The organism is Pseudoalteromonas sp. CO342X (assembly GCF_004208915.1).
Classification (GTDB): Bacteria; Pseudomonadota; Gammaproteobacteria; order Enterobacterales; family Alteromonadaceae; genus Pseudoalteromonas; species Pseudoalteromonas maricaloris.
Genome location: NZ_SGPH01000016.1, coordinates 407,404 through 423,649, shown reverse-complemented (window position 1 = coordinate 423,649; position 16,246 = coordinate 407,404). Strand labels below are relative to the sequence as shown.

Here is a 16,246-nt window from a genome sequence, read left to right as displayed (position 1 = left end):
TGCAAAGCCATAGAGTAATAAGTTAAATTTGGATATACTAAGTGACAATTGAAATGAGTTGCTCCTAATTAGCATAGATGACAGGAAACGCATGAAAAAGATAGAAATAGATGACGAGCTATATCAATACATTGCAAGTAACACACAAAGTATTGGAGAAAGTGCTTCTGAGATTTTACGTCGTTTATTAAAACTTACTCCTGGGACAGAATCTAAACCCGTCGCACAGCAGGAAGAAAAACAAGTACAAGAAATTGCAGCTGAGTCACAAACAAAAACACCAAGCCAACCTGTAAAGCCAGCAGCGAATGTCTTTAATATTCTAAATAAAGAAGAGCTCGCCATGCAAAAAGGTGTAGTCGGGCGCTTTTTGTTTATCCTATCGGCGCTCCATCGTACACATAAATCCGAATTTAATAGTGTGCTTGAAATTAAGGGCCGCGATAGAATTTACTTCGCTACGAGTAAAAATGCTCTACTCGAAAGTGGTAGCAGTATGAACCCGAAAAATATTGCAGACAGTGAATATTGGGTGATGACAAATTCAAATACGACTAGAAAGAAAATGATGCTTCATGAAGTAGCTAAGGTGTTAGGTTACACAGATGAAGCTGCCGAGAAAATTAGAGACTACCTATAAGTAAGGAAATCTTATGGCGATCCATCCGCAAGCTGGCAAAAAGGTATCGAAAGAATTATTGGTAAATGTACCTAAGCTGGTTTCATCGTACTATTTAAATGAGCCTGACTTAGAAGCGCATCCAGAGCATTGTGTCGCCTTTGGCACAAGTGGCCACCGAGGTTGCTCACTTAATTTTAAGTTTAATGAGTCGCATATTCTGGCCATCACTCAAGCGATTTGCGATTACCGTAAAAACAACAATATTTACGGTCCGCTTTTTCTTGGTAAAGACACCCATGCGTTGTCGGAAGCCGCTTTCAACTCGGCTATTGAGGTCTTGGTTGCCAACGAAGTACAAGTTATCACACAAGAAAATGATGACTACACACCAACCCCTGTGATCAGCCACGCGATTGTCTCGCACAATTTAAACAATCCACACGAGCTTGCAGATGGCATTGTGGTGACGCCATCACATAACCCGCCAGAAGATGGCGGGTTCAAATATAACCCACCAAATGGTGGACCGGCCGATACCGATGTCACCAAATGGATTGAAGATAGAGCCAATCAGCTACTACTCGAAGATTTGGTTGAAGTTGAGTTATTCCCGTTTGCGAAAGCGAGAAGATCTGGATTTATCAAGTATGAAGATCTGATCACACCATACGTTCAAGACTTGGGTAATATAATTGATATGGAAGCCATTGCTCGAGCCGGAGTTAATATTGGTGTGGATCCTCTTGGTGGTTCAGGTGTTAATTTCTGGCCTGTGATCGCCAAACACTACGACTTGAAGCTAACGGTTGTAAATGACGTCGTCGACCCAAGTTTTGCCTTTATGCCACTTGATAAAGACGGCAAGGTGCGCATGGACTGTTCATCACCTTATGCAATGGCTAATTTGATAGCACTGAAAGATGACTACGATATCGGTATTGGTAATGACCCAGACTTCGACAGACATGGCATTGTCACACCTGATGGCCTGATGAATCCTAATCACTTTTTAGCGGTTGCAATTGACTACCTCATTAAACACCGAGGCTGGAAGAGCTCAGTAAAAATCGGTAAAACATTGGTATCTAGTGCCATGATTGACAAAGTGTGTGGTGCAAATGGTCGAGAAGTTTACGAAGTGCCAGTTGGCTTTAAATGGTTTGTAGACGGGTTAGCAGCTGGAGAGCTCGCATTTGGCGGTGAAGAGAGTGCTGGCGCAGCATTTTTAAGAAAAGACGGCACCACATGGTGTACAGACAAAGACGGCTTTATCATGGGGTTACTTGCCGCTGAGATCCTAGCTGTTACGGGTAAATCGCCATCTCAGCATTACCAAGCATTTGAACAAGCATTTGGTGCGCCTGTATACAAACGTATCGATGCACCCGCAAATACTGAGCAAAAAGCAAAGCTCAAGGCATTGAGCGCGGACAATATCAAGGCGGACACCCTAGCAGGTGATAAAATTACTCAGATATTAACCAATGCCCCTGGTAACGGCGCGGCTATTGGTGGCCTTAAAGTCGTTACCGAAAACGGTTGGTTTGCGGCGCGCCCATCGGGCACTGAAGATATCTACAAAATTTATCTTGAATCATTTAAAGGTGAAGCGCATTTAGCTGAACTTGAACATGAGGCAAAGACATTGGTTGACTCAGTGATTAGTTAACAAAAAGCTTCTAAAAGCCATACTCCTCGTATGGCTTTTTTGTATCCCAATGCGGATTACTCAACAACATCAATTTGGAATTATGACGTACTTAGCAGAATTAAAACAAAGCGGTGACTTTCTTACTATCACAAGAAATAACGAATTTACACTCGAACCCGTAAACTTCACTTTAGACAACGGTACCTTGGTTGAAGTCCATGATACTGGTGTGATCCAGTTTACGCCCGCGGGTGAAACAACGAAAGATATTGTGCTATCGAGCGCTGTGCACGGCAATGAAACCGCGCCAATTGAGATATGTGATGAGCTTATCCAACATATTATTACCGGCAAGCTAGTGTTGGCTCAGCGGGTGTTATTTATTTTTGGTAACCCGAAATCCATTAATATTGGCCAGCGTTTTGTCGATGAAAATCTAAACCGTCTATTTAACGGTGCACATAATCAAGAAACAGATAACCCCGAAAAGGTCCGAGCTCAAAAGCTAGAAGGTTATGTTAGGGCTTTCTTTGAACAGGGCGGTGACGAGCGCTATCGTTGTCACTATGACCTTCATACCGCTATTCGAGGGTCTAAAAACGAAAAGTTTGCAGTTTATCCGTTTTTACATGGTAAGCCGTGGAAGAAATCACAGCTGCAGTTTTTATTGTCATGCGGTGTCAATACCGTATTAATGATGCGCTCGGCGGCGACAACATTTAGTTATTTTTCTTCTTACCAGTTTGGGGCCGATGCTTTCACTATCGAACTTGGGCAGGTGAAGCCATTTGGTGAGAATAACATGGCGAGCTTTGCAAAAACCAAGGAAACTCTAAAAGCATTAATTAGCCAAGAAAAGGTAGAATATAAAGAATTTAATGCAGATGAATTTGAGCTATTTACCGTTCATCGTACTATCAATCGTACTCAAGCCGAGTTTTCTTTTCCATTCCCTGATTCTGCAGAGAATTTTACAGGCTTTTCGAAAGGTGAATTACTAGCGACGGACGGAGATAAGCAGTATTTCGCTGAGGTTGAGGGCGAAGCTATTATCTTCCCAAATGCCAATGTTGCTTTGGGGCAACGTGCATTACTAACCGTTGTACCGTTAGAGGTTGATGAAAACTTCATATAAATCATAGATGTAAAATTCTACTTGCCTTCGTATCAAAATCTTTCCAAAAACATTGATGCATTTTCACGGTTATTCATCTAGGATTAGTTGAATAACCGTTTACGTTAACGTAAAGTTGAAACGCTTTAATTTAATTTACTTACTTAAATCGCAAATATTATTCAGTCTTTGATAAGTTGTTAGACCAGTTATTCATACTAACCACGAATGTGATCAAGACCAATTAACACAATCATAAATGCGAGGTGAGTTAAGACTCTTTTCGTCTTACGCAATCTGAAGCCAGATCTCGTATGAGAAAGTCGGGTTTGAACTCCGTAAGTTTGTTATGACAACAAGAGAAGGTAGGTTATGACTAACCCCAATAATATATCCTTAAATATCAGCCACGCGCTGGAATTTATAGATGGTCATGCACTCAATATCCCTACATTAAAGATTTTAAGTGACCAAGGCGATGTTTTAGACGGTGCAACAGCACCAGATATTGATAAAGAAACAGCATTAAGAATTTACTCTACAATGCGGTTTATTCGTTTACTTGACGAGCGTATGCAAGGTGCTCAGCGTCAAGGACGTATTAGCTTCTACATGCAATGTCTTGGCGAAGAAGCCGCTGTTACGGCAAGTGCTGCGGCGCTTAAAGAAGATGACATGATCATGGCTCAGTACCGTGAGCAAGCCGCAATTCACTATCGTGGTTTTTCGCTTGAGCAGTTCATGAATCAGTTATTCTCGAATGAGAAGGACTTAGGCAAAGGCCGCCAAATGCCTGTGCATTATGGTTCTAAAGAATTACATTACCTGACTATTTCGTCGCCGCTAGGAACGCAAATTCCTCAAGCAACGGGCTATGCGTACGGGCAAAAGCTAAAACACATTGATAAAGAAACCGGTGAGCTAACGTCTGAAATCGATAACGTCACGATTTGCTATTTTGGTGAAGGTGCAGCGTCAGAAGGTGATTTCCACGCTGGTCTAAACATGGCCGCAGTGCATGGTTCACCAGTCATCTTTTATGCACGTAATAATGGTTATGCGATTTCAACACCTGCGGATGAACAATTCAAAGGTGATGGTATTGCTGCTCGCGGTGTGGGCTATGGTATTAAGACCATCCGTGTGGATGGTGCTGATGCGCTTGCCGTTTACGCCGCGACACAAGCCGCGCGTAAAATCGCAGTTGAAAACGGTGAGCCTGTGATGATTGAATCTATTGCATACCGATTGGGTGCACATTCAACTTCTGATGATCCGTCTGGTTACCGTACTAAAGACGAAGAAGCGGAATTTAAAAATAGTTGCCCGGTAAATCGATTTAAGCAATGGCTTCTAAAACAAGGTTGGCTGGATGAAGCCCAAGATGATGCGGAAAAAGAGAAAATCCGTGAAGATATCTTGGCTGCATTGAAGGTTGCAGAGAAAGTACAGAAGCCTGCATTAGAAGATCTGGTCTCAGATGTTTATGACACGCCAATTCCATCGCTGCATAAGCAATATGATGAATTGAAAGCGCATATTAAAGCTTATCCAGACGCATACCCAGTCACCGCAGGGAGAATTAAATAATGGCTAAAATGAACATGCTACACGCCATTAATTCGGCGCTAGATATCACGATGGCGGAGCATCCGCAGGCTTGTATTTTTGGTGAAGACGTTGGCTACTTTGGTGGTGTATTCCGTGCAACTTCAGGCCTTCAAGAAAAATACGGAAAACACCGTGTTTTTAATACGCCATTGACTGAACAAGGTATTTTGGGTTTTGCCAATGGTCTTGCAGCGTTTGGTGCCCCTGCGCTTGCTGAAATTCAATTTGCGGATTATATCTTCCCAGCATTTGACCAAATCGTGAACGAGTCGGCCAAGTTCCGTTATCGCTCAGGTAATGAGTTTGATGTGGGTAACTTAACAATCCGTACGCCATACGGTGGCGGTATTGCAGGTGGTCTATATCATTCACAATCACCAGAAGCTTACTTTGCACATACACCTGGTCTTAAAATTGTAGTACCGCGTAACCCGTATCAAGCAAAAGGCCTGCTGCGTGCTGCCATTAAAGATGATAACCCGGTTATTTTCTTTGAACCTAAGCGCTTATATCGCGCTTCTGTTGGTGAAGTGCCTGAAGAAGATTACAGCATTGAGCTTGGTAAAGCCGAAGTGATTAAAGAAGGTACTGACATAACGCTATTGGCTTGGGGCGCGCAGATGGAAATCATTGAACAAGCGGCGCAAAAAGCTGAAGAAGCGGGTATTAGCTGTGAGATAATCGACTTAAGAAGCATTCTTCCTTGGGATATGGACACGGTAGCCAAGTCAGTGGTTAAAACGGGTCGTTTGGTCGTGAGCCACGAAGCGCCAATCACAAATGGTTTTGGTGCTGAGATTGCAGCAACCATACAAAAAGAGTGTTTCCTGCATTTAGAATCTCCAATTGAGCGAGTTTGTGGATTAGATACGCCATACCCTCTAGCACTTGAAAAAGAGTATGTGCCAGATGCACTGAAAGTGTTCGCCGCTATCAAACGTTCTATGGAATTTTAAGGATAAGTTATGGCTAAAGAATTTATCTTACCAGATATTGGTGAAGGCATCGTAGAATGCGAAATCGTCGAGTGGTTGGTGGCTGTTGGTGACGAAGTAAAAGAAGATCAACCTATTTGTGACGTGATGACGGATAAGGCACTAGTGCAGATCCCTGCAGTACATGACGGTGTGATCACTAAGCTGCATTACGAAAAAGGTGAAATTGCGAAGGTGCATGAGCCTTTGTTTGCAATGGATGTTGTCGGCGAGCAGGCAGCTCAGCCGGAGCAATCGGCACCTCAATCCTCGCCAACAACTTCAACCAGTACTGTACTTGAAGACTTTATCTTACCAGATATTGGTGAAGGCATTGTTGAGTGCGAAATTGTTGAATGGCTTGTCGCTGAAGGCGATGAAATCAAAGAAGATCAGGCCGTTTGTGATGTAATGACTGACAAGGCACTAGTGCAAATTCCAGCCAAGTACGATGGTATTGTTGAAAAACTCTATTATCAAAAAGGTGAGATAGCACAGGTGCATAGTCCGCTATTTCAAATGAAGTTGGCGTCATCTCATGCCGGGAAGTCAGACGATCCAATCGCTGATGTCCACAAGCCTAAAGAAAGTAATGCACAAGCTGCTACTGCAAACGATGATGCTACGCGCAGTTTGCCGAAAAATGGTAAAGCAATTGCCTCTCCGGCAGTACGCCGCAAGGCGCGCGAAGTTGGTGTTGACCTCTCTGAAGTGCCAGGCTCTGGTAAAAATGGTCGTGTTTATAAAGAGGACATCGAACATTTCCTTGAGCACGGTGTAGGTGGCGCTTCGACCACGAATGAAGCTAACACACCGATACAGTCTCAAACACAAAAGCCGACTTCTACCTCAGAAGGTGGTAAAAGAGTTGAGCCTCTACGAGGTATGAAAGCGGCGATGGCCAAACAGATGGTGGCCTCTGTTTCGACGATCCCACATTTCACTTACTGCGACGAGATTGACTTAACCGATTTAATTGCACTTCGTGGCGCTTTGAAAGAGCAATATGCCAAACAAGGCGTGACGCTGACGATGATGCCATTTTTTATCAAGGCGTTGTCACTTGCTATCAACGAATTCCCAATTTTGAATGCAAAAGTAAATGATGACTGTACGGAAATCACTTATTTTGATGACCATAATATTGGTATGGCAGTGGACAGCAAGCTGGGTCTTCTAGTGCCAAATATTAAATCATGCCAAAGCAAATCGATTATTGAAGTTGCCCAATCTGTTACAGAACTGACAGAAGCCGCTAGGGAAGGGCGTGTGTCTCCTGATTCTCTGAAAGGCGGTACTATCTCAATCTCAAACATAGGGGCGATTGGCGGTACGGTTGCGACACCGATTATCAATAAACCGGAAGTTGCTATCGTTGCACTTGGCAAAGTTCAGCAGCTACCACGCTTCGATGCACAAGGTAATGTGGTTGCACGCTCTATCATGCAAGTAAGTTGGTCTGGCGACCACCGTATTATTGATGGTGGCACGATCGCACGTTTCAATAATTTATGGAAAACCTTCCTAGAGGAACCCGCTAAAATGATGATGGCAATGCGCTAATCCTTGTTTTTGCTAGTTTCTACTTGTTGTAAAGGGCCTTTACGGCCCTTTTTTATTTGTAAAAATTTAACAGTAGTAAGCGGTAATATTCAAATTTTTTAATTGGAAATTACTGTGAAAGTCATGCTGAAATTATGTCAATGTAATAGCTGAACATGATTTGGCCGATAAAAATAGCCATTCAATCAATTATAAGGCTTTAAAACTAGATAAGTTTCACTGATTGAATTACTTGGATTGATTGGCGCACCATCTCTGATGTGCGAGACAATTCTTTACAAGGTTGCATAACTCCAAATATCTGCAAGTTATATATTTAACCCTAAATCTTACGTAGTTCAATTTGATTAGTGAATGTGAATTACTTCCCATATACTTCGTTGGAATTGTAGTTTGGGTGTAGTAGGTGTGTAGCTGGAAGTCTTATACCAATGCGCTTAACTAAGTGCTCTATTTTTAGGCGAGAGGATCTTGTCAATAACACCGCTTCCGCATCCTGCTTACGCCAAGGTACCTACATCCTGTGGGAAGGCGAAAATTTTGCTATTTAGTTGTTCTAAATGAGAAACTTTTAACGCAGTTAGCGTCAGATTTGCTCCTTCAAATTGAGCAAGTATTAAGTTGTACTGTTAAGCTCTCTGTTCATGGGAGCAAAAAGAAGCCTTAAAAAGATGCCATTTCATGAGTGAAATGGCATCTAGATTTATAACGTACTAAGAAATTTTAAAACTTGTACGTGAAACCAGCGCTGAATACGCGGCCATAAGTGTATCTAGCAACTGATAGCTCACGAACACTTGGGTACCAATCGAATAGATTATCCACTCTGAAACGCACAACGGCATTATCATTCAGGTAATATGAACCACCTAAAGTATATAAAGTCTGTGATTGGATCTTGTTATACGGATTACCGTTTTGATCGATATAATCATAGAAATTAGTAGAGTCGTTGTTGCGATTACCTTCACCGTGGTACTCAACATCAAAATACACGTTAATGTCTTCGAGAGTATAGTCAAATCTTAAATCACCAAGCCAATCAGGGTTGTCGTATTCACCTGTATTGTCTTCGAAGTCGAAGCCGGTATTAGATTTTGCGTCTTTTTTAAGGTTATATAGACGTGAACGAATACCTAACTCACCAGAGTTTTCAGGTAGTAATCCACCAATAAGCGGATATTGGTGCAATGGACGCTTGAACATGACCTCATATTCATATGTCTCAAACTCTTGAAGTGCAGCATTTACATAACCAGATTCAAACGCTTTATCAGCAGGGATCTGGAAGTCTGCGCCTCGTCTAAATTTACCACAGAACTCATTCGGGTAATTAGTAGAGTCGTAACATGCATTTAAGATGTCGGTGAGAGTAAAATCAACAATCGCGTCTTCAATATCGATCTTTATATAATCAATTTTAAAGCTGAAGCCTTCAAACCACTCTGGAGCATAAACAAGTCCAATATTTAAACCTTCTGCTTTTTCACTTTCAAGGTCTACATTACCACCAGTTGTACCAACCCTTGAGGCATTTCCTGATACCGCCTTATAACCATCTGGTACACCAGCAGCTTCACAGTTAGCTCTTCTTGTTGCTGGGCTTGGACCTTTATCTATATTATTGATATCACAAGGATCTGTGCCGAATTGAGAGTCTAGAATTACAGGTAAAAATAGTTCGGTAACAGACGGGGCTCTAACGGTTTCTGAATAGTTAGCTCTAACCATTAGGTCACTGATTGGCTGGTAATTTAGACCTACAGCCCAAACATTGTCTTTACCCGCCGAATCATTGTCAATTCTACGGAACGAAGCGTCAACGCTCAGTGTATTTACAAGTGGAATATCCATGTCGCTTGAAACTAGCGGTAGACTGATTTCAGCAAATAAATCTTGTGTAGTATACGAACCTGAAGTAGATGCATTAGCCAAACCACTGTTTAACACATTTGTGCCATCTTCACTAAAGCTTGCTTTTTCTGTACGTCTTTCGTAACCAAATGCGGCTGCTAAATAACCTGCAGGTAATTCGATAATATCACCTGTGGTGAACGCTTGAAGGATATCTTGTTCAACACGTGAATAACCCATTGCAGGGTAGGTGATATAATCAAGAACTTCTTGAGAAGCAGGGCCAAATGGGTTGTACGCAACACACTTGCCAACTTCACCCAGTACTGATTGGGTTTCTGTTACACCAAAACCGCTAGTTGTATACTTGTCGTGATAGCCGTCGACATAGTTGGCTTTACAGTCAATAGCGCCATTGTTAAAACCTACATCGATAGCCGCTAAGAAGCGATTTTCGTTGATGTTAAAGTCTTGAGAGAATATTTTGCTTACACCCTGTTGATAGAAAACATCCCATTTCCATTCGTTTTCTCCCAGTTCAAAATAACCATCAAAGCCAATTTTTATACTTCTTACATCAGATTCATTGGTAATTTTACGTTTACCCAGTGAAGTCCAAGCTTTGTGCATATAAAACTCACCAGGACCACCAAGGTAGTTTTCAAGGCGATTCCTTGTTTCACTTGGTAAGTAAACATAGTCTGTATCGAATTTAAGTGCAGCGCCAAGGCCACCGAATAGACCAGAACTATATTTGTTTGGCTGGTAGCCTTCATTTACCGCATCTGATGAGTTAAAGAAACCTAGTACAGACATGTTGACATCATCTGTAAGCTTATAATTACCTGATATAGTAAAGTTGTAACGCTCAAACCCTTCTCGAGCAGTATTAGATTCAGCAAGGTCTAAGCCGTCACCACCAGAAGACCAAACAGCATTACCTGTAGGTGTTCCTGTGTTGAAAGGAATTAATTGTCCGTTACCACTTGGGTCAAATTGCAAAAATGAACCGTCTGGCCACGCACCTAAACCCGCATTAACTACCGCTGTCGGTCCTGGTGTGATAAGACCAGAGTTTGATAGAATTCCAGCTCTACCATTTGGGTATAAACGACGTTGACCTGCAACAGGGTTGCCATCGGCATCAACTACCGCGTCAGATCCCAAAGGCGTATAACCACCCCATTGGTCAACCCATGATGGTAATTCGGATGCTAAGATACTCTTCTGATCTTGGTATTCAAAACTAAAAACTAAGTTGCCTTTATCTTCATTGAAGTTTCCGCCAAATAAACCGCGGAATGACTTATCGTACTTACCTGCTTCATCATAATTTGTTACGTCAGCTGAGAATTCGGCACCTTCATAGTCAGTTTTTAAGATAAAGTTTACAACACCTGAAACTGCATCGGCGCCATACACCGGGGCACCACCCACCTTAACTACTTCTACTCGCTCAATAAGAGAAACCGGGATATTGTTTATATCTACCTGACTACCAGGTGCACTACCGCCACCTACAGGTGAGTTACTTGACACAAAACGTGAACCATTAACAAGAGTTAGGGTACGTTGAGAACCCAGTCCGTACAAATTAACGGTACTTTGACCAACCCCTTGGGAAGCGGCTTGTTCGTTACTTGAAAGGTTTGCTGTCGCTGCAAGCGCGATACCAGGAACTTCCTCTAACACTGATGCTAAGTTAGTTGTACCTCGTTTACTTATATATTCTGAGTCAATTGTTTCTATAGGTTGTGTCGGCTCTAGATCAACTCGAGAAATACGTGAACCTGTTACTTCTATGCGCTCAACTTTATCTGCTACAGCTTGATTTGCATCTTGTTCTTCTGCGTATACTGCTGGAGATACCGCTGCGATTGTCGCACTTACGGCTAAAGCCGCTTTGATCGACGATGAGAGTGTATTGATTTTCATAATTATTCCTATTTTTTTAGCATATCTATGTATGCAATAGCGACTATATTTAGATTAATTACAAATTTACACACTCAATTGATAATTTACTTTTTCAAAATTAACTTGTTACATTTTATACTGTGCAGCTAGTATTTACGCGTTTTTTTAGTATCTTGTTATTAATTGTTAAATTTATTGTTGTTGTATTGGGGAAATTAAAAATTAATTGTATTGATTGGTTTACGAATTGGATATTTGTTCAAAGAGAGATAACTTATTTGACACTAATTTTATAACATTATTTAACTACTGAGTGATGGAAGGTATGAGACTCAATCAATTTATTATTGAGTCTCGATAACAAGTTTCAGGATTATTCAATACCTTTCTTTGAATAAAGAGTTACTTTATCTGAAAGCAGCGTTACTTTAATGTGCTTGTTTTCGCTTCCCCAAATGCAATTGGTGTGTAGCGTTTTTTCTTCACATTTATCAGCAGAGCCAAGAATATTCTCAACTTCAGCTTTGTCCATGCCTACTTCTAGCTTATTGTAGTTTTCTAAACTTACTTTAGAACAGCCGACTAGGGTGAGTAGCGCAGCAGCAGTTAGTAATTTTTTCATAGGGTTGCCCGTCTAATGTTTGTATTTTCTTATTTGAAAGATGACCCCAAGTTTGGGGTGATCTAAGTAATGTATGTCGCCGCTATACACGCGTGTATATTGGGACATACGAGCAGTACGAATGTCGTTGCCGTCTTCGTACTTTAAATCTAAATCCGTGGTCACGTAAAGGTAGTGTCTCACGTGAATTTTAATCAAGCCTTCAAGTTGCCAATGCACTTGCTCTTTTGATTCTTGAATATTAAAGCGCTTCGATAGTGACGAAAACTGATCGTCATTTTCAGTTACGCTATAACTGGATGGTGGCGCAAACTGTTTGCCAGCAATAATTTCGATGTTGGGAGCACGCTTGTTACTTTGTTCAGGGAATCGCCAACCAGTGTGCAACAGTGGCTTGAGTCCTTTACGTTTTAACTCGGCAATTTTGTTAGAAAAATTAAGCTGGGACTCATCCAACAAATAAATTGAGTTCATATGTTCTTGTGGCTCAACTTGCGGTGAAAGAGGCAAAGTGCCAAATTTTTCAACATAGTTTGCATCTGGATCGCAAGAACTAGAGCGTGCGCCCGACGTTAATCCTCGAATAAAATCTTGATCAGCAAACTCCTCACTGCCTTCCAAGCATAGTTTATGACCGGTGGTATTAAAACCGTCGAATAATAGTGACTTGATGTTTTTTTGATTGAGCGGCTCAGGTTCAATACTAAAGTCTTCTCGCAAAGAGAAACTAGGCTCTTGCTCAAATGCTATCATTTCTACTTCAAACCAACGGGTGGCATGTGCAGACGCGCTACTTACCAAAGCCGCTAGGATGGCCAGACTTTTTATTGTTTTCATGCTACAGCCTTTTTCTCAAAGTCATCAATCATCGCATTGACCAGTTTTAATCTCTCTTGGCCATTTTTTTCTTCTATCAGGAACTTCAGTTTATTCGCGCCTTCCATTCTATAGGTTGACGGGCTACTTTGTATCAATCCTATGATGAATGTTGGGTTAACTTTTGTATGACTACTGAACTCAAAGAAGCCACCCTTAGGGTTTGCCTCGACCTTGTTAATGCCCAATTGAGTTGCCTTTAGCTTAACAGACTGCACCGCAAAAAGGTTTTTCGCCGCATCTGGCAACAGCCCAAAGCGGTCGATTAATTCGATTTGCAGCTCATCAAGCTCCGCCAGTGATTTCGTGCTTGCGATGCGTTTATACATGCTAAGACGAATATTTACATCATGAATATAATCATCCGGTAGCAGTGCTGGGAATTTAAGGTCAACCTCGCTTTGCTGCTGAAGTAGGTTGTCGAGTGTTGGTTCTTTACCATTTTTCAAGGCTTCAACTGCTTGTTCCAGCATTTCCATATACAGCGTAAAGCCAACGGTTTGAATTTGACCGCTTTGGTCGTCTCCCAGTAACTCACCCGCACCACGGATCTCTAAATCGTGGGTGGCAAGGGCAAAACCTGCACCTAAGTCTTCGAGTTGCTCAATGGCCTGTAAGCGCTTGACCGCGTCTTTAGTTAAGGCTTGGCTATTCTTCGTGAGTAGGTAGGCGTATGCTTGGTGATGGCTTCGTCCTACACGGCCGCGAAGCTGATGTAACTGTGCCAATCCGAGTTTATCGGCTCTATCCATTATGATGGTATTAGCAGAGGGGATATCGATACCGGTTTCAATAATGGTTGTACACACAAGCACGTTGTACTTTTGGTGATAGAATTCACCCATCAAATGCTCTAGTTCTTTTTCACGCATTTGACCGTGGGCAGTGGTGACGTTGGCTTCTGGCACGAGCGCGGAGATATCAGCAGTGACCTTGTCTATCGTCTCGACATTATTGTGGAGGAAGTAAACTTGTCCACCGCGCTTGATTTCACGCAAAATTGCTTCGCGGATAAGCTCGTCGTTGCGCTCTCGCACAAAGGTCTTTACTGCTAATCGTTTGGCTGGCGGTGTCGCGATAATAGAGAGATCACGCATACCACTCATTGCCATATTCAGTGTACGTGGAATTGGGGTAGCGGTAAGGGTAAGAATGTCGACATCCGCTCTAAGCTGCTTAATCTTTTCTTTTTGCCTCACACCAAAGCGGTGTTCTTCGTCAACAATCAACAAACCCAAATCGGCGAACTTGATGTTTTCTTGAATAAGCTTATGGGTGCCTATCACAATATCAATTTTGCCTTCTTCAAGTTTTTGTAACGTCTCTTTTTGTTCTTTCGCTGAGTTAAAACGCGAAAGCACACCGACTTCAACAGGCAGATCGGCAAAACGGTCTTTAAAGTTCTCGAAGTGTTGTTGGGCAAGTAGCGTAGTTGGCACTAAGACAGCCACTTGTTTGCTATCGTTGACGGCAACAAATGCAGCACGCATGGCCACTTCGGTTTTACCAAAGCCAACATCGCCACAAACAAGTCTGTCCATCGCTAGGCTTGATTGCATGTCTGCAAGTACGGCTGTGATTGCATTGCGTTGATCGTCTGTTTCTTCAAATGGGAAGCTATCAGAAAAGTCTCGATAGGCACTTGCATCTAGCTTAAATGCATAACCCGGTTTACTTTGACGTTTTGCGTATATGTCTAGGAGTTCAGCAGCAACATCTCTGACTTTTTCAGCCGCTTTGCGTTTTGCTTTTTCCCAAGCGTCATTACCCAGTTTATGAAGTGGTGCAGAAGCTTCTTCACCTCCAGAGTAACGACTGAGCATATGGAGTGAAGAGACAGGCACATAAAGTTTAGCGTCATTGGCATAGATGATAGTCACAAACTCGGTAGCAATACCCGCTGCATCTATGGTTTCTAGCCCTAAATAGCGACCTACACCATGATCTAAATGAACAATAGGTTGACCTTCTTTTAACTCAGCGAGGTTTCGGATCAGCGCATCTTGCCCTTGCTCGTATTTATGTTTGCGGCGGCGTTTTTGGGAGATTTTAACACCTAACAGTTCTTGCTCGGTGATGATAGACAGCGATTTTTTATCCAGTAGTTTCACGCTGGTCGCAAGTGGAGTGACGACCACACCAACATCTGAGTCGCTAGAGACAAACTCTGCAATGCGTTTATAAGGCTTAAGCTTTAGTCCTGTCGGTTTTAATAAGGTAAGCAGTGACTCTCGTCGGCCCTCTGATTCAACACTGAATAACACCCGAGACTTTTGCTTTTTCTCAGCTGCGATGTAATCGAGGATTTTTTGATATGGATTAGCTTGTTTATGCTCAATGCGGACATCGTCGATTAATTCCGCTGCGACATTGTTATTGCCCGCTTTGGTTCCCAGCATTGCTTGACTAAGCTTTATTCGAGAGAAGCCGTTAAGGCCTTCAAACAAGGTCTCTATAGGCTGATATAGCTTGGCTGGTGAAAGTAGAGGGCGAAGAGGGTCAACCCGGCGACTTTCGTAGCGTTTAGATACGTCTTGCCAAAAGGTTTGCGCTGCAGATTCAATGTCGCCAAAAGGCATAAATACGGTATCTTCAGGCAAATAGTCAAACACCGTCGCTAACGAATCAAAAAAGAGCGGCAAATAGTACTCTATACCTGCTGGCCAGTTCCCCTTACTGACTTGCATATAGATACTGTCTTTTTCACTGCTTGCGCCGAACGCTTCACGGTAATTAATTCTAAAGCGTTCAATGTCTTCTGCATTGGTTGGGAATTCGTGCGCCGGTAATAAATCGATAGCATCAATCTCATCGTTTGAGCGTTGGCTTTCGATATCAAAATGACGAATGGAGTCTAACTCATCATCAAAGAAATCTAATCTAAAGGGGAGTGGGCTACCCATGGGGTATAAATCAATAATAGAGCCTCGAACAGCAAACTCACCGTGCTCCATTACCTGTTGAACATGACGATAACCCGCTTGAGTTAAGGTATCACGCAAGCTTTGTGCGTCGACTGTGTCACCTTTTGTTACCTGAAGACTCATGCCGTGGATGAAGCTTGGTGGTGCGGTACGTAGCATGAGGGTTGAAACAGGAATGATGAGTACGGATTGCTTTTCCTGTTTGAGTGTATTTAGCGTCGCAAGACGCTGAGAAATAATGTCTTGATGTGGTGAAAAGTGATCATAGGGTAATGTTTCCCAGTCAGGAAACATCATGACTGGGGTATCTTTTAAAAGATACCCCAGTTCATGTTCAAGGCGAAGTGCAGAAGGTGTATCGGGGGTGACGAGTACAACTAAGTTGTCATGCTGTTGGATGTGCTCACTCAAACACAGTGATAAGCTACTGCCAACTAAATTACCCCACGAAATTTTATCCTTGTTTGATTTTACCCAAGGTAAATTGTTCCATTGCACATTCGCCATTGATTACTCCT

General features: G+C 42.3%; 10 protein-coding genes. 6 read left to right on the top strand and 4 right to left on the bottom strand.

Translation table 11 applies throughout. From position 1 onward, the window contains the following. Positions 1-91: 91 nt before the first annotated feature. The 6 genes from seqA (at position 92) to EXT47_RS08840 (ending at position 7,535) form a co-directional block, all read left to right on the top strand. On the top strand, positions 92-640 hold the full coding sequence (seqA, locus tag EXT47_RS08865) for a replication initiation negative regulator SeqA (protein ID WP_039495937.1): 549 nt from the start codon (positions 92-94) through the stop codon (positions 638-640). Positions 641-653: 13 nt separating this feature from the next. Next, positions 654-2,291, top strand: coding sequence for a phosphoglucomutase (alpha-D-glucose-1,6-bisphosphate-dependent) (gene pgm / locus EXT47_RS08860; RefSeq protein ID WP_069020671.1), 1,638 nt, complete (start codon positions 654-656; stop codon positions 2,289-2,291). Between the two features lie 82 nt (positions 2,292-2,373). Continuing rightward, entirely contained in the window at positions 2,374-3,408 is a 1,035-nt protein-coding gene (astE, locus tag EXT47_RS08855; RefSeq protein ID WP_069020670.1) for a succinylglutamate desuccinylase, read from the top strand. Positions 3,409-3,759: 351 nt separating this feature from the next. Beyond that, entirely contained in the window at positions 3,760-4,977 is a 1,218-nt protein-coding gene (locus EXT47_RS08850; RefSeq protein ID WP_130126353.1) for a thiamine pyrophosphate-dependent dehydrogenase E1 component subunit alpha, read from the top strand. Next, positions 4,977-5,954: an alpha-ketoacid dehydrogenase subunit beta gene (locus tag EXT47_RS08845; RefSeq protein WP_010604720.1), complete on the top strand. Its 978-nt coding sequence runs from the start codon at positions 4,977-4,979 to the stop codon at positions 5,952-5,954. Before EXT47_RS08850 ends, EXT47_RS08845 begins: the two co-directional genes overlap by 1 nt. A gap of 9 nt (positions 5,955-5,963) precedes the next feature. Beyond that, on the top strand, positions 5,964-7,535 hold the full coding sequence (locus EXT47_RS08840; RefSeq protein ID WP_130126351.1) for a dihydrolipoyllysine-residue acetyltransferase: 1,572 nt from the start codon (positions 5,964-5,966) through the stop codon (positions 7,533-7,535). Positions 7,536-8,258: 723 nt separating this feature from the next. On the opposite strand, the gene EXT47_RS08835 is transcribed toward EXT47_RS08840, so the two are convergent. From EXT47_RS08835 to mfd, 4 genes are all read right to left on the bottom strand, one after another. Beyond that, the gene (locus tag EXT47_RS08835) at positions 8,259-11,324 is read right to left on the bottom strand and encodes a TonB-dependent receptor (protein ID WP_130126349.1); all 3,066 of its coding nucleotides are present in this window, start codon (positions 11,322-11,324) and stop codon (positions 8,259-8,261) included. A gap of 355 nt (positions 11,325-11,679) precedes the next feature. Next, positions 11,680-11,928 carry a lipoprotein gene (locus tag EXT47_RS08830; RefSeq protein ID WP_039495925.1) on the bottom strand — a complete coding sequence of 83 codons (249 nt, stop codon included), beginning with the start codon at positions 11,926-11,928 and terminating at the stop codon, positions 11,680-11,682. Positions 11,929-11,940: 12 nt separating this feature from the next. Continuing rightward, the gene (locus EXT47_RS08825) at positions 11,941-12,765 is read right to left on the bottom strand and encodes a CsiV family protein (RefSeq protein WP_130126348.1); all 825 of its coding nucleotides are present in this window, start codon (positions 12,763-12,765) and stop codon (positions 11,941-11,943) included. After that, entirely contained in the window at positions 12,762-16,235 is a 3,474-nt protein-coding gene (gene mfd / locus EXT47_RS08820) for a transcription-repair coupling factor (protein ID WP_130126346.1), read from the bottom strand. The genes EXT47_RS08825 and mfd overlap by 4 nt, the downstream gene beginning before the upstream one ends. Positions 16,236-16,246 lie beyond the last annotated feature (11 nt).